The 14,881-nt window shown below is 67.4% G+C and carries 12 protein-coding genes; 9 read left to right on the top strand and 3 right to left on the bottom strand.

Features of this window, described 5'->3' with window-relative positions; translation table 11 throughout:
* Positions 1 to 96 precede the first annotated feature (96 nt).
* Complete coding sequence (locus C5O27_RS04025; RefSeq protein ID WP_127963754.1) at positions 97 to 984, top strand: cutinase family protein; 888 nt, start codon at positions 97 to 99, stop codon at positions 982 to 984.
* Between the two features lie 568 nt (positions 985 to 1,552).
* On the opposite strand, the gene C5O27_RS04020 is transcribed toward C5O27_RS04025, so the two are convergent.
* Complete coding sequence (locus C5O27_RS04020; RefSeq protein ID WP_127961974.1) at positions 1,553 to 1,771, bottom strand: RNA-binding S4 domain-containing protein; 219 nt, start codon at positions 1,769 to 1,771, stop codon at positions 1,553 to 1,555.
* 142 nt (positions 1,772 to 1,913) lie between these two features.
* Between C5O27_RS04020 and lysX the strand changes: the two genes are divergently transcribed.
* From lysX to C5O27_RS03980, 8 genes are all read left to right on the top strand, one after another.
* Complete coding sequence (lysX, locus tag C5O27_RS04015) at positions 1,914 to 5,327, top strand: bifunctional lysylphosphatidylglycerol synthetase/lysine--tRNA ligase LysX (RefSeq protein WP_208651421.1); 3,414 nt, start codon at positions 1,914 to 1,916, stop codon at positions 5,325 to 5,327.
* A 28-nt stretch (positions 5,328 to 5,355) separates the two neighbouring features.
* Positions 5,356 to 6,273 (top strand): alpha/beta fold hydrolase, encoded by a 918-nt coding sequence (locus C5O27_RS04010; RefSeq protein ID WP_127961972.1) that lies wholly within the window; start codon positions 5,356 to 5,358, stop codon positions 6,271 to 6,273.
* 34 nt (positions 6,274 to 6,307) lie between these two features.
* Positions 6,308 to 6,796, top strand: a complete 489-nt coding sequence (gene rraA / locus C5O27_RS04005) for a ribonuclease E activity regulator RraA (protein WP_127961971.1) — start codon at positions 6,308 to 6,310, stop codon at positions 6,794 to 6,796.
* Between the two features lie 50 nt (positions 6,797 to 6,846).
* Positions 6,847 to 8,400: a succinic semialdehyde dehydrogenase gene (locus C5O27_RS04000; protein ID WP_006358871.1), complete on the top strand. Its 1,554-nt coding sequence runs from the start codon at positions 6,847 to 6,849 to the stop codon at positions 8,398 to 8,400.
* Between the two features lie 58 nt (positions 8,401 to 8,458).
* Positions 8,459 to 9,679, top strand: a complete 1,221-nt coding sequence (locus tag C5O27_RS03995; RefSeq protein ID WP_127961970.1) for a PQQ-dependent sugar dehydrogenase — start codon at positions 8,459 to 8,461, stop codon at positions 9,677 to 9,679.
* Between the two features lie 38 nt (positions 9,680 to 9,717).
* On the top strand, positions 9,718 to 10,566 hold the full coding sequence (locus tag C5O27_RS03990) for an alpha/beta fold hydrolase (RefSeq protein ID WP_127961969.1): 849 nt from the start codon (positions 9,718 to 9,720) through the stop codon (positions 10,564 to 10,566).
* Between the two features lie 247 nt (positions 10,567 to 10,813).
* Complete coding sequence (locus C5O27_RS03985; protein ID WP_127961968.1) at positions 10,814 to 11,911, top strand: ferredoxin reductase; 1,098 nt, start codon at positions 10,814 to 10,816, stop codon at positions 11,909 to 11,911.
* 110 nt (positions 11,912 to 12,021) lie between these two features.
* A complete protein-coding gene (locus tag C5O27_RS03980; protein ID WP_127961967.1) occupies positions 12,022 to 13,422 on the top strand; it encodes a fatty acid desaturase family protein in 1,401 nt (466 codons plus the stop codon).
* Between the two features lie 3 nt (positions 13,423 to 13,425).
* Here the strand turns inward: C5O27_RS03980 and C5O27_RS22690 are convergent, their stop codons facing one another.
* Together C5O27_RS22690 and C5O27_RS03970 are read right to left on the bottom strand one after the other, a co-directional pair.
* Complete coding sequence (locus C5O27_RS22690) at positions 13,426 to 14,031, bottom strand: hypothetical protein (protein ID WP_164905301.1); 606 nt, start codon at positions 14,029 to 14,031, stop codon at positions 13,426 to 13,428.
* A 147-nt stretch (positions 14,032 to 14,178) separates the two neighbouring features.
* The gene (locus C5O27_RS03970; protein ID WP_006358865.1) at positions 14,179 to 14,871 is read right to left on the bottom strand and encodes a DUF6474 family protein; all 693 of its coding nucleotides are present in this window, start codon (positions 14,869 to 14,871) and stop codon (positions 14,179 to 14,181) included.
* Between the last annotated feature and the right edge of the window lie 10 nt (positions 14,872 to 14,881).

The following is a 14,881-nucleotide window of genomic DNA, read 5'->3' as shown; positions in this document are numbered from 1 at the left end:
AAAAGGTGGGCGGGAGTTTCGTTTTCTCGGCTACACATCCGGGGGGTGCGGCCATACACTCGGCCTATCGTGATCCATCCATCGAAGGGGCAGCCCATGCGTCGAATCCTCGCCATCATGTGCACTCTGCTGTGTGCGGTCTTGGGAGGGTTCGGATTGAGCACGCCGCGTGCGGACGCGGCGCCGGCCGGTTGCCCAAAGATCTATGTCCTCGCCGTTCCGGGTACCTGGTCCAACGGCGTCAGCCCGGGCGTCCTGGGTGCGGTCACCTCCGGTCTGGGGCCGGAGACCAAGGTCCGGTACGTCGGCTACGACGCGACCGCGTTCCCGTGGGAGAAGGCGATCTACGGTAAGTCGAAGGCCCAGGCCGTCGCCAACACCCGCGGCCTCGCCCTCCAGATGTTGCAGCGGTGCCCGGGAACCCGGATCGCGCTCGTCGGATACAGCCAGGGCGCCGACGCCGCGGGCGACCTCGCGTCGGAGATCGGCACCGGACTCGCGATGATCCGGCCCGGTCAGGTCGCCGGCGTCGTGCTGATCTCCGATCCCCGACGCTCCCGTAAGGACAACGTGGTCGGTCCGGCACTGCGCGGTGAGGGCAGCGGCGGACCCCGCCTCGACGGCATGGGCTGGGTCCTCCCGCGGGCGTTCACCCTCTGCGAACCGTCGGACATGTACTGCAACACCCCGCGGGACTTCTACATCACCCGCATCGCCGGATACCTGGCCGAGACCAGCGACCCGACGCCGAGCCAGATCCTCCAGTACCAGGCCGAGGCGGCGGTGATCGTTCGTGAGCTGCTCACCCTCGGTGGGCCCGGCGCGATCGTCCAGGAACTCGGCAACAAGCGTGCGCGCGACCAGATCATCTCGTTCAACAAGTTCTTGCAGTCGGGATCGCACGGCACCTACGGCGACTTCCAGGTCAAGCCCGGTGTCAGCGCGGTCACCTGGGCCAACCGTTTCCTCGCCGGCCTGGCCTGAGCCGGTCGTTCTTCAGCTTGAACCGCGCATGCGCTGCGGGTTCGAGCGATAGAACCCCAGGATGAAGTGGTCCGAGTGGATGGCATACGCCGCCGCGTTCGCTGCGTAGCATTGGTGCTGGTAGATGCCGCGTCGCTACCCGGACCGTAACGCTCGGCGTGCCATGATCGATTAAGTCGGCAGGTGCGACAGTCACGATTCCGGGACACCGGGGACGTGGAATCTCACGTGTTGACGGGGCTCGGGGTGAGTGGTGCAAACCACGAATTACCCCGGAGACAGCGATGGGTACTGTCGCTACAGTAGATCAAAGTCAGAGTCCGTTGTAACGAATGTGAATGCACCAGGAAGTGATTGGTCATGAAGTTGGCTGACACATTTCACCCGCCCCGCCGGGGCTCATTGCTGAATTCGCTCACCGGGGGGCGACTCGGTGGCCGTCGAATCGACTCATCGACGTTCCCCGCCGAAGCAGAACGCCTCATCACGCCGGCCGAACTCAGGCGTCTCGGCCTTCGTTCCTGATCCGGGGGGATCACACACCGGGGTTTCGGTGTCCGGGGGATTCTCAAACCTCGTCGCGGGCGACCCGCACGCTCATCCCGCCCACCTCGACCACGTCGCCGAGCGTGAGCTGACGACCACGCCTGATCTCGACCTCACCGTTGACGGTCACCAGACCGTCGGCGATGACCTCCTTGGCCTCGGCGCCGGATTCGATGAGGTTGGCCAGTTTCAAGAACTGGCCGAGGCGGATGGAGTCGTCGCGGATCGTCACGTCGTACACAGTCTGAGATCATGCCCCGTGACGGCGGAGTCGGCCACACCGGCACGACCGCACCGGCTTCTCGATGCAGATACGTGCCGCCGCAGGATCCAATCAGCGTGGAGTGCCGAGTCGCACCCGTGCGGACGACTACCGTCGACGCATGGCCACCGACACCCCCCTTGCGCCGGTCGACCCGTCCAGCCCCGACGAACATCCCGAGGCACCCCGGCGGACCCCCACCGCGGCTGACCGGCGCTCCCTCGTCCTCCTCGACAAGATCAGGCGCCCTACCGGATTCGGCCGCAACGCCCCGCACATCGCGGGCACCGTCGTCGGTGTCCTGGCGACGATCGCGTTGCTGTCCAGCCTGTTCCCGGCCTTTCGTCGTCTGATTCACGACCCTCGGCGTTACGTCGACGACTACGTCATCACGCTGCCCGACACGAGTTTTGCGTGGGCTTTCGTCTTGGCGCTGATCGCGATCGCGTTGTCGGCACGCAAGCGGATCGCCTGGTGGATCAGCGTGATCTATCTGGTGCTCTTCATGGTGGGCAACGTGCTCTATCTGATCCCGGCGCTCGAGGACGACCTCGACGTGACGTCGTGGGATCGGACGAACCTCTACATCGGCCTGGTCATCGACCTCGCCGCGTTGGCCTTCCTCGTGGCGACCTACCGGCAGTTCCACACCAGGGTGCGCCGGGGTGCGATTCCCGCGGCGATCGCCACGCTGGTCGTCGGTCTCGGCATCGCGACATTGCTCGGCTGGGCGCTGGTCTGGGCCTTCCCTCACACGCTGACGCGCGGCGATCGCCTTCCGTACGCGTTCAACCGTGTGGTCGCCTTCGGCGCGATCGACCAGGAGGCGTCCTTCGACGGTCGCCACGCCCCGATCTTCGTGAACGGCCTGCTGGGTCTGTTCGGTGCGCTCGCGCTGATCGCCGCGGCGGTCGTACTGTTCCGGTCGCAACGACTGCGCTGGTTGATGACCGCGGAGGACGAAGCGCTCATCCGTGCGCTCATCACCCGCTTCAACGACGACGATTCGCTGGCCTACTTCTCCACCCGTCGGGACAAGGCGGTCGTGTTCTCGCCCGACGGCCGGGCGGCGATCACCTACCGGGTCGAGGTCGGCGTCGGAATGGCCGGCGGTGACCCGATCGGCGATCCGGAGTCGTGGCCCGACGCCATCACGGAGTTCCTCACCCTCTGTGAGAAATACGGGTGGCATCCGGCTTCCATCGGGTCGAGTTCACGCGGCGCCGCGGCCTACGACGCCGCCGGCTTCATCTCGCTGAACATCGGTGACGAAGCCATCCTGCACACCCGTGAGTTCAGCCTGAGCGGGCCGGTGATGAAGGCCGTGCGCCAGGCCGTCACCCGCACCCGGCGAGCCGGTGTGACCGTCCGGATCCGACGCCACGGCGACATCGGCGATGCCGAGATGGAGAAGGTCGTCGCCCGCGCCGACGACTGGCGCGACACCGACGAGGAGCGCGGTTTCGCAATGGCGTTGTCGCGCATCGGCGATCGCGCCGACGACGACTGCCTGCTGGTCGAGGCCGTGGTCGGCGAGGGCACCCCGGACGAGCAGGTCGTCGGCATGCTCTCGTTCGTCCCCTGGGGTCGCCGCGGCGCCTCCCTGGACCTGATGCGACGCGATCGGCAGGGACCGAACGGCGTCGTCGAGACGATGGTGGCCGAATTGTGCCGCAACTCCGAACAGTTCGGCATCACCGAGGTCTCGCTCAACTTCGCGGCCTTCCGCGCGTTCTTCGAGCAGGGCCCGCAGATCGGTGCGGGGCCGGTCATGCGTGCCGGCTACTCCGTACTGATGTTCGGCTCGCGGTTCTTCCAGATGGAGTCGCTGTACAAGTCGAACGCCAAGTACCTACCGGACTGGCAGTCGCGGTACCTGTGCTTCGAGGACAACCGCATCCTGCCGCGCGTAGGACTCGCCGCGATCGTCACCGAAGGGTTCATCACCCTGCCCAGGTTCGGGCGGGCCAAGCACTATTCCGAAGGCCAGCCGTCGATTCCGGCCGGCGTCGACGCGCCCGCGCTGATCGCCGAGCTGGAAGCCGAGGCAGCAACTCCCGAGGGTGCCGTCGTGCACCGTCCCGAGCAGGTGCGGGTCCGACTCGACAAGATGGACCGGCTCGTCGAGCGTGGTTTCGATCCCTATCCGCCCGCCGACCAGCCGACGCACACCATCGCGCAGGCGCGGACGGAACCCGAGGGCACCGTCGTCACCGTCGCCGGCCGCGTCACGCGTCTGCGTGACTTCGGCAAGGTGGTGTTCGCCGACATGCACGACTGGTCGGGCGAGGTGCAGATCCTCGTCGAGGAGTCGCGGGTCATCCCGGGCACTCCCGACTTCGGTACCGACGTCGACCTCGGTGACCTGATCCAGGTGCGCGGTGTCGTCGGCACCAGTCGCAAGGGCGAACTGTCGATCCTGATCGACGCCTGGCGGATCAACGGCAAGTGCCTGCGACCACTGCCGGACAAGTGGGCGGGCCTCACCGATCCCGAGGCCCGCGTGCGTCAGCGCTACGTCGATCTCGCGATCAACGAGGAGAGCCGGAAGAACCTCGCGATCCGCAGTCTGGTGGTGAAGTCGTTGCGCGACTTCCTCGCCGCGCGAGGTTTCCTCGAGGTCGAGACGCCGATCCTGCAGCAGATCCACGGCGGCGCCAACGCGACACCGTTCCAGACGCACATCAACGCCTACAACCTCGACCTCTATCTCCGGATCGCGCCGGAGCTCTACCTCAAGCGCCTGTGTGTCGGCGGCGTGGAGAAGGTCTTCGAGATCGGACGCAACTTCCGCAACGAGGGCGTCGACTTCAGCCACAACCCTGAGTTCACGAGCCTGGAAGCCTATGAGGCGCACAGCGACTACCTCAAGATGCTGGACCTCACCCGCGAGATGATCCAGCACGCGGCGACGGCGGCCTACGGCGAACCGGTGATCATCCGCACCGACGCCGACGGAAACGAAGAGCGCGTGGACATCTCGGGCGAGTGGCCGGTGAAGACCGTCCACGAGGTGGTGTCCGAGGGGGCGGGCGAGGAGATCACGCCGGAGACGTCGGTCGAGCAGCTCCGGGCGGTGTGCGATCGCCTCGAGATCAACTACCGCCCGGACTGGGACGCCGGACAGGTCGTGCTCGAACTCTACGAACACCTCGGCGAGGACCGCACGACGTTCCCGACGTTCTACACCGACTTCCCGACGTCGACGTCGCCGCTGACCCGCGCACACCGCAGCAGGCCCGGCGTCGCCGAGCGCTGGGATCTGGTGGCGTGGGGAGTGGAGCTCGGCACTGCGTACACCGAGCTGACCGACCCGGTGGAGCAGCGCAAGCGTCTCACCGAGCAGTCCGTCCTGGCCGCCGACGGCGACCCGGAGGCGATGGAGCTCGACGAGGACTTCCTGCAGGCGCTCGAGTACGCGATGCCGCCGACAGGTGGTCTGGGCGTCGGCGTCGACCGCGTGGTCATGCTCATCACCGGCCAGTCGATCCGCGAATCGCTGGCGTTCCCGCTGGCCAAACCGCAGGACGCGTGAGCACAGGCACACTGGTCGGGTGAACCCGATGACGCGCACCGACGGTGACGTGCCCGCAGCGCCGGGCACGTTCGTCACCGTCGGTGAACATCGGTTGCATGTGCTCGACGAGGGGTCGGGTCCGCCGCTGTTGCTGATGGCGGCGCTGGGCAGCAACTGGTTCGACCTCGACCCGCTGGTGGCCCGGCTCTCGACGTCGTGGCGGGTGATCCGCTACGACCGGCCGGGTTACGGGTTGTCGAGTCCGGTTGAGCGGCAGCACCTCCCGACCCTGCTCGGCGAGGTCGACCGGATGGCGGCGGTGCTCGACGCCCGCGGTGTGACCGAACCCGTTGTGGTGGTGGGGCATTCGCTGGCGTCGCTGTACGTGGAGGCATTCGCCCGGCAGTATCCCGGCCGGACGGCCGGCGTGGTCGTGCTCGACGGCTCCTATGTGCTCGTGCCGTGGCGCCTCGTGCCGTTGTCGTTCCGGGTGGGGAACGCGCACCGACTGGTCGGGGTGGCGCGTGCGGTGACGAGCCGCGTCGGAATCCAGCGCTGGCCGAGTCTGCAGGTGTGGAAGCGGGTCGTGCCCGCGCCTCCCGAGGGTCGCGGTGAGCAACAACGAAGTTGGGGAGCCCGCGTCTTCGGGCAACCACCGTTCCTGCTGGCCATGCTCGTCGAGAACGCGGCCTTCGGTGCGATGAACAAGACCCTGCGCGGTCTTCGTCGAACCGCTCCGATGCCCCGCGTACCGGTCGTCGTCGTGGTCGCATCGTCGACGCTGCGCGGATGGCGGACGTTCTGGGAGTGGAAGCAACGGCGCTACTCGGACATCCTGGGCGCCGACGAGACCGTCGTCCTGACGCGGGCCAAGCACTTCCTGGTCTCCGAGCGGCCGGACGAGGTCGCGGAGATCATCGACGGCCTCGGCGGTGAACGCTCGCCCGAACCTACCCGCGAGTAACCCAGAACTTGCGGTAACACCTAAACTGGTCGGCATGAGCGAGCTGACCTTCACCCCGACGGCTGATCTCGTCGACGAGATCGGGGCCGACGTCCGTAGTTGCGACACCCAGTTCACGCAGTACGGCGGCAATCGCGAGTTCGTCGGGCGCGTCACCACGGTCAAGTGCTTCCAGGACAACGCCCTGCTGAAGTCCATCCTGAGCGAGTCCAACCCCGGCGGCGTACTGGTCATCGACGGCGACGCGTCGGTGCACACCGCGCTGGTCGGCGACATCATCGCCGAACTCGGCCGGTCCAACGGCTGGGTGGGGATCATCGTCAACGGCGCCATCCGCGACGCCAAGACCATCGGCGGGATGACGATCGGCGTCAAGGCGCTGGGCACCAACCCCCGCAAGTCCACCAAGACCGGCGCCGGCGACCGTGACGTCCCGCTGACGATCGGTGGCGAGACCTTCAACCCTGGCGACATCGTCTACTCCGACGACGACGGCATCGTGCTCGTCAGTCCCGAGAGCTGATCGCCCCCCGTCTTCGACCATCCATCGCAACGCTGCTGAGGAGCCCCGAAATGCCGAAGCCCACCGCCGATTACTTCACCCGTCTCGGAGCCCTCGTCGCGATCGACGACGCCGCGAGTCGTCCCACGCGCCCGGTGCTGGAAGCGTTCAGCGGCTCCGAGATGGCCACCATCCCGGTCGCGACGGCAGAGGACCTCGAGACCGCGGTCGCCCGCGCCCGGCAGGCCCAGCAGGGGTGGGCGGCCCGGACCCCGGCCGAACGCGCCCAGGTCATCGACAAGTTCTCCGACCTCGTCTTCCGCAACTCCGAGTCGTTGATGGACATAGCGCAGGCCGAGACCGGCAAGGCCCGGATCTACGCGCAGGAAGAAGTGATCGACGTCGCGATCACCGCGCGCCACTACGCGACCACCGGACCCAAGCTGCTCGCCGACCGCAAGGTCAAGGGCATGCTGCCCGGCGCCACCAGCGTCCGGGTGCGGCATCTGCCCAAGGGCGTCATCGGTGTCATCAGTCCGTGGAATTACCCGCTGACGCTGGCCGTGTCCGACGCGGTCGCGGCGCTCGTCGCCGGCAACGGTGTGGTCATCAAACCCGACAGCCAGACCCCGTACTGCGCTCTGGCGCTGGCGGAACTGCTCTACGAGGCGGGTCTTCCGCGGGAGCTGTACGCCGTGGTCCCGGGACCGGGCGGCGTCGTGGGCCAGGCGATCATGGCCTCGACCGACTACGTGATGTTCACCGGGTCGTCGGCCACCGGCGCCACCCTCGCCGAGCAGGCGGGTCGTCGGCTGATCGGCTTCTCGGCCGAGCTCGGCGGCAAGAACCCGATGGTCGTCACCGCGAACGCCGACATCGCCAACGCCGTGCAAGGCGCCGCGCGCGCCGCGTTCTCCAACTCCGGTCAGCTGTGTATCTCGATCGAGCGGATCTACGTCGACAAGCGGATCGCCGACGAGTTCGCCGAGCGTTTCGCGGCTTATGTCTCGATGATGAAGCTCTCGGGCACCTACGATTTCACCGCCGACATGGGTTCGCTGGCGTCGGCCGCGCAGATCGACACCGCCGAGGCGCACGTCCAGGACGCGGTCGCGAAGGGTGCCAAGGTCCTCGCCGGCGGCAAGCGGCGTCCCGATCTCGGCCCGTTCTTCTTCGAGCCGACGGTTCTGACGGATGTCACCGACGACATGGTCTGCTACGGCAACGAGACCTTCGGGCCGGTCGTCTCGATCTACCCGGTCGACTCCACGGACGAGGCCATCAAGCTCGCCAACGACACCGAGTACGGGCTCAACGCAAGCGTTTTCGCGGGGAGCAGCGCCGAGGCCCAGGCCGTCGCCGAACGGCTGCGGGCCGGCACCGTCAACATCAACGAGGGGTACGCCGCCGCCTGGGCGTCGACCGCCGCGCCGATGGGTGGCATGGGCATCTCCGGTGTGGGCCGACGCCACGGCGAAGAGGGCCTGCTCAAATACACCGAGGCACAGACGATCGCCGAGCAGCGCTTCATCGGCATCGACCGCGCCCCGCTGGTCCCCAAGAACATCTACCGGGCCATCACGCCGACCGCGGTCCGTGCGTTGAAGTACCTGCCGGGCCGTTAGATCTCGATCTCACCGTTTCGCCCCAACCCGGCACCGCGTCGTGGCTACCGTGACTTCTGTGACCCCGACACGTCGTGAACGCAGGAAGCCCAGTCGATCGCCGGCGCGCGGGCTCGCGGCGGTCATGGTGTCAGCGGCGACGATCGCCGGGATGGTCGTCGGGGCCCCGGCGGCTCACGCCCAGGCGCCGCTCAAGGTGACGACCGTCGCGGGTGGGCTGACCATCCCGTGGGGCGTCGTCGTCGCACCGGACGGCACGGTGCTCACCGGGGAGCGCGCGGGGAGGTTCGTAGCGGTGCGCCCTGGTGGGACGCGCGTCAACGTCACGGCCGATCTGTCGAACATCTTCGCGTTCCACGAGGCCGGGCTGATGGGACTCGCCATCGACCCCCGCTTCTCCGAGAACCGACGGGTGTACTCGTGTCAGGCCGAATACGCCGTGCCGGGCGCTTTCACCGTGCCGGAGCCGCTGGCTGGTGCGCCCATCCCGGCGCCGCAGACCGGTCAGACCACCAAGGTGGTGTCATGGCGGGTCAGCGCGGACTGGACGAAGATGGCGCGCGAGCGGACGATCCTCGGCAACATCCCGGTGAACTCCTCGGGAAGTCGTGCCGGCTGTGGACTCGCCGTCACCCCCGACAGCATCTGGGTCGGCACCGGTGACACCGGCACCCCGTCGTTCGCCCAAGCCCGGAAGTCGCTGGGCGGCAAGGTTCTGCACATCACGCGCGATGGCACCCCGGCACCGGGCAATCCGGACCCGCGCAGCCCGGTATACAGCCTCGGCCACCGCAACGTCCAAGGTGTCGCGGTGGCCCCGGGCAGTGGCCGCGTCTACGCGGTCGAGCAGGGGACGACCCGGGACGACGAGCTGAACCTGATCGTCGCCGGCGGCAACTACGGCTACAAGCCGGACCGCACCCCGCTGATCTACGACGAGTCCGTGCCCATGACCGACACCGGTCGCGTCCCGGGCGCGATCGGGCCGGTGTGGTCGTCGGGTGACTCGACGATCGCGACGCCGGGTATCGCCTTCCTTCCCGCCACGGGCTGGGGCCCGTACAGCGGTGGACTCGTCCTCACCGCGCTGAAAGGGAAGCGGCTCGTCTTCCTGAAGCTGTCCGACGACGGACGCCGCGTCGTGTCGAAGACCGAGGCCCTCGAGCGGAAGCACGGCCGTCTGCGGAGTGCCGCCGTGGCACCCGACGGGTCCCTGGTGCTGACGACGAGTGACGGTGACGGTTCCGACCGCATCCTGCGGGTGCGCTGGGAGGACTGAGGCGTGTGCGGTGACGCGCTGGGTGTGAGAGTGCGGCGATGACCGACAGGCTGACCACGTTCCGGCGCGGCGCGTACACCTTCGACGTGCTCGACGCCGGTCCGCTCGACGGCGAACCGATCGTCCTGCTGCACGGCTTCCCGCAACGAGCGCGCTCGTGGGATCTCGTCGCCCCGCGTCTGCACGCCAGGGGTTTCCGCACGATCGCTCCGGATCAGCGCGGTTACTCACCCGGGGCGCGACCCACCCGGCGCCGAGAGTACGTCCAGGGAGAGTTGGTGGCGGACGTGCTCGCGCTGTTCGACGACGCGGGTGTCGAGGATGCGCACGTCGTCGGACACGACTGGGGTGCGGCGGTGGCGTGGACACTCGCGGCCCACCACCCCGATCGGGTGCGAACGCTGACCGCGCTGTCGGTCCCGCATCCCGGTGCGTTCCTGCAGGCGATGCCCCGCGGTCAGATCCTCCGGTCCTGGTACATGTTGGCGTTCCAGATCCCGGCGCTGCCGGAGAAGCTACTCGGGCGGTTGATGACCGCCCGGCCGGATTTCGGTGTGCGCATGGGACTTCCGGAACCGTTCGCCTCCCGCATCGTTCCGGACGTCGCGGAGTACGGGGCGTTGCCCGGCGCGTTGGGCTGGTATCGGGCGATGCCCATCCCAGACAAGAGGTCGACGCGCCGGCAGGTGCGGGTTCCGACGACGTACCTCTGGGGCGACCGCGACATCGCCCTGGGCAGGGTCGGCGCGCAACTGTCCTCGGGGTGGGTCGACGCTCCCTACGACTTCGTCGTCCTGCCGGGTGCCGACCACTGGCTCCCGGAATCACGGCCCGACGAGGTGGCGGCGGCGATCCTGAGGCGCATCGAGTCGGCGATTGTCCGATAGGTCCCAGTTGTCGCCAGAACGTGGCCGGATTGATGCCTCGACCTGGGTTTGAATCGTCCGGCCGGTGGTAATTCGGCCGTTGTGAACCGATCTGATCGAGTGACCCACCCTGCGACGCCTGAGGTCGTAGGGTCGGACCCAGATCGCTCGGAGGGTACCCATGAAGCAGCTCGTGGGAACGAAGAGACAACCGACGACCCATTGCGAGGTGTCGTGACACGAATCGAATTGCGACAAAGGCTGTTCCGTGGCTGAACGCGGCGCAACACCCAAGGTCTCCCCGCTGCGCCGAGGTTTCCTGGGCGCGATCCGGCACCTGTTCAATCCCCTGCACCCCGACGACTACCTGGAGCTGATCAATCCGCTCTGGACGACTCGGGAGCTGCGCGGGCGGGTCGTCGAGGTACGGCCGGAGGGCGTGGATGCGGCAACGGTGTGGATCAAGCCGGGCTACGAGTGGCCGGGTCACCAACCGGGGCAGTATGTCCGTCTCGGGGTGGTCATCGACGGTGTGTTCCATTGGCGTGCTTACTCGTTGACCTCAGATCCGCATCCACGCGACGGCCTGATCAGTGTGACGCCGAAGCTGGTCGAGGAGGGAAAGGTCTCGCCCTACCTCGTCCACCGCATACGCCCGGGGGAGATCGTGCGGCTCGGCGAGATCGAGGGCGTCTTCACGCTCCCCGATCCGTTGCCGGAGAAGATGCTGTTCATCAGCGCGGGCAGCGGGATCACCCCGATCATGAGCATGCTCCGCGACCTCGACCATCGCGATCGGATCGACGACGTGGTCGCCATCCACTCGGCGCACAGCGACGAGCAGGTGATGTTCCGGTCCGATCTCGAGTCGATGGACGATCGGCACGACGGCTTCGATCTGACGTTGCGCATCACGGGCAGGGACGGTCGCATCAAGGCTGCCGACCTCGACGAACTCTGTCCGGACTGGCGTGAACGGCAGGCCATGTGTTCCGGACCCCGTGAGCTCCTCGACAGCCTCGTCGAGCATTTCGAGTCCGAGGGTGTCGGCGACCGAATCCATCTCGAACGTTTCCAGCCGATCATCGGCGGGAATGCCGGAGAGGGTGAGGGGGGCACCGTCCGGTTCACTCGCAGTGACACCGAGGTGACCTGTGAGCCGGGCCAACCGATCCTCGTCGCAGGTGAGGAGAACGGCATGGAGCTGAAGTTCGGCTGCCGGATCGGTATCTGCCACACCTGCACCGGGGTTCTCGAGCAGGGGAGCATCCGGGACCTGCGTACCGGCGAGGTGAGTTCGCCAGAGGGAACGAGCATCCGCATCTGCGTGAACACCGCCGAGGGAGACGTCGACGTCGACCTCTGACCGGACGTCAGACCCCACTCCGTAGACCGAAGGTCAGGATCCACACCGTAGACCGAAGGTCAGGATCCACACCGTAGACCGAAGGTCAGGATTGACCGGGAGGAACAAACATGACAACCACCGATTCCGGACAGCGCGTGACCAGCCCGTTGGCGCACCTCGATCAGGAGACGATCGACAAGCTCGCCGAGGAGTTCGACGCCATCCACGACGAGGTCTACGGCGACCTCGGCGACCGCGACCGGCGTTACATCAAGACCGTCATCGCCACCCAGCGTCAGCTCGCCACGCTGGGGCGCATCGTGTTGCTCAACTCGCGTTCGCGGGGAGCCTGGGTCGCCGGAACGGCGTGCCTCGGTATGGCCAAGATCCTGGAGAACATGGAGATCGGCCACAACGTGATGCACGGGCAGTGGGACTGGATGAACGATCCCTACATCCACTCGTCGGTGTGGGACTGGGACACCGCCTCCACCGCGGAGGCCTGGAAGCACTCCCACAACTACATCCACCACACCTACACCAACATTCGCGGCAAGGACAAGGATCTCGGCTACGAGATCATGCGCATCGACCCGAACCAGAAGTGGCACCCGGTCTATCTGCTCCAGCCGTTCTACAACGTCCTGCTGACCGCCTTCTTCGAGTGGGGTGTCGCGCTGCACGACCTCGACCTGGAGGCGATCCGGCGCGGTGAGAAGCCGATGTCGGAGCTCACCAAGGACCTCAAGGGCATCGCGGTCAAGATGCGTCGCCAGGTCGTGAAGGATTACATCGGCTGGCCGGCGATCAGCGCGGGTGCATTCCTGCTGAGCCAGGCCGCGACGGGCGGTGCCATCCGGCAGCCGTCGACCTCGCGGATCGGCAATGCGATCCGACGCCGCGGTGGCCGGCGAGGTCGTGCCGCTGCGAAGTTCGCCGACCAGGTGCTGCCCGGTGCGGAGAGCACCTTCCTGCGGACCCTGACCGCGAACTTCACCGCCAACATCATCCGGAACGTCTGGGCGCACGCCATCATCTTCTGCGGCCATTTCCCGGACCAGACCTACACATTCAGCCAGGAAGAGGTCGAGAACGAGACCCGCGGCGGCTGGTACGTCCGCCAGCTCGTCGGTGCGGCGAACATCGAGGGCAGTCCGCTGTTCCACATCATCAGCGGCAACCTCGGCTACCAGGTGGAGCACCACCTGTATCCCGATATGCCGAGCACCCGGTACTCAGAGGTCGCACCCAAGGTGAAGGACATCTGCGAGCGCTACGGATTGCCCTACAACACAGGGCCTTTCGGGCAGCAGTGGGGACAGGTCCACCGCACCATCGCGCGCCTGGCGTTCCCCGGGGGCAAGGCACGTCCGAAGCCGGGGCCGTATCACCGGCCGCCGCACTCTAGCGGGGGAGAACCGGGCGTCAGCGAGGCCGCACGTTTCCGCGGTCGACTGCCCGCGGATCATCCGAACGCCGGACCCGAGCACGAGTCGGGTGGCGTTCAGGTCTCACCGCCCCCGCGGTAGCGGTCAGCGCAGGACGCGCCGCAGCACCACGAACACCAGAATCGCCACGACCGCCGCCAGCCCCGCATAAGCGGGGGTGAGGTTGGTCGTCGGCGGTTCGGTGGGCGCTCCGGACCGCAACTGCGCGAAAGTGGCTCGCGCAGCATCGGATTCGGCGACGACGTCGACCGCCGGAGGTGTGGGTGCAGGTGTGGGTGCCGGAGTCGCAGGGGGCGCGGCTGCCGCTTCGGCGACGGGAGGCGCCGACTTCGGCGGGGCCTTCTTCGCGGGGGCCTTCTTGGCGGGCGCAGCGCTCGAAGCCTTCTTCGCGGGGGCTTTCTTCGCGGGTGCTTTCTTCGCGGGTGCTTTCTTGGCAGCCTCCTTGGCCGGCAGCTTGTCGCCGCCGGATTCCGCCGAGGCCTTCTTGGCAGGCGTCTTCTTGGCCGGGGTCTTCTTCGGCGCAGGTTTCTTCGGGGTCGGGTTCTCGGGGGCCGCCGGCACACCCGGTTGAGCCGGTGCAGGATCGGCCGCTGCCGCCTCGGACTCCGGGGGAGTGATGGGGAACAGGGTCGGCTCGTCGTTGTTCGCACCGCCGTCGGACGGCGTGACGCTCGGCTCCTGCTCGGTCATACGGCGCTCCCTTGCGTGAGTCCCGGCCCTGCGTGTGTTTCCGGGGTGTGCGCACCGGGCGGACCCCCGACGCGACGCGTGGAACCCATCCTAAAGGGTGAGCGGCTGCCTCCGACGAGGGTCGAAGGCCACCGGCTCACCGCTAGGTCAGGAGCGAACGCCCAGCCGCGCGAGGATGTCGGCGTCGATGGCGACGAGTTCGTCGTCGATCGACTGGTGTGCCGTCCGGCGCTGTGCGGCGGACATGGTCTCGGCCGCGCCGACCGCGATGTCGAGGTTGTCCAGACGCTGGGTCATTGCCGCGACGAAGTCCTTGGCGTCGGCGCTGGTGTCCTGGGCGACGACCTTGTCCAGGGCGGTGCGCGTCGTGGCGATCCGCGCGGACAGCGCCGCGCCGTGGCCGCTGAACTGGCGCAACACTTCTGGCGACACACCTGCACGACTGGCCTGCAGAGCCGAGAGCTGCGCGCGGCCGGCGACCGCGGCGCGGTAGGCGATCGGGACGGCGATGGGCGCCACGAGGCGAGCGACCGAGAGGTACCGCTTGACGCTGGCCGGGCTGAACACCTTGGCGTCGGCGGCCGCCTTCGCTTCGGCACTCACCTTCTTGGTCTCGGCCTTGACGACCTTCTCCTGGGCCTTCGCCAACTGCTTGGCGGTCTTGCGCTCCGCCTTCAGATCCTTCTGGAGGTACTTGTGCTCGGTCTTGCGACGAGCCTTCTGTTCCTTCCGCCGGTGCTTGGCGTCGAACTTCGCCTCGAGCTTGGCTTTCGTCTTGAGAGCCTTGGCCTCTGCGCGGCGCTGAGCGCGAGACCTACCGTCGGAGGAGAACAAACCCATCGAATGACCT

This window comes from Gordonia alkanivorans (genome assembly GCF_004011905.1).
GTDB classification, from domain to species: Bacteria; Actinomycetota; Actinomycetes; order Mycobacteriales; family Mycobacteriaceae; genus Gordonia; species Gordonia alkanivorans.
This window is presented reverse-complemented; position numbering and strand designations above follow the sequence as displayed.

Bases quoted from the DNA above. Each gene is read 5' to 3' on its own strand.
- C5O27_RS04025 (WP_127963754.1), top strand. From the start codon at position 97: ATGCGTCGAATCCTCGCCATCATGTGCACTCTGCTGTGTGCGGTCTTG.
- lysX (WP_208651421.1), top strand. From the start codon at position 1,914: ATGGCCACCGACACCCCCCTTGCGCCGGTCGACCCGTCCAGCCCCGAC.
- C5O27_RS04010 (WP_127961972.1), top strand. From the start codon at position 5,356: ATGACGCGCACCGACGGTGACGTGCCCGCAGCGCCGGGCACGTTCGTC.
- rraA (WP_127961971.1), top strand. From the start codon at position 6,308: ATGAGCGAGCTGACCTTCACCCCGACGGCTGATCTCGTCGACGAGATC.
- C5O27_RS04000 (WP_006358871.1), top strand. From the start codon at position 6,847: ATGCCGAAGCCCACCGCCGATTACTTCACCCGTCTCGGAGCCCTCGTC.
- C5O27_RS03990 (WP_127961969.1), top strand. From the start codon at position 9,718: ATGACCGACAGGCTGACCACGTTCCGGCGCGGCGCGTACACCTTCGAC.
- C5O27_RS03980 (WP_127961967.1), top strand. From the start codon at position 12,022: ATGACAACCACCGATTCCGGACAGCGCGTGACCAGCCCGTTGGCGCAC.
- C5O27_RS22690 (WP_164905301.1), bottom strand. From the start codon at position 14,031: ATGACCGAGCAGGAGCCGAGCGTCACGCCGTCCGACGGCGGTGCGAAC.
- C5O27_RS03970 (WP_006358865.1), bottom strand. From the start codon at position 14,871: ATGGGTTTGTTCTCCTCCGACGGTAGGTCTCGCGCTCAGCGCCGCGCA.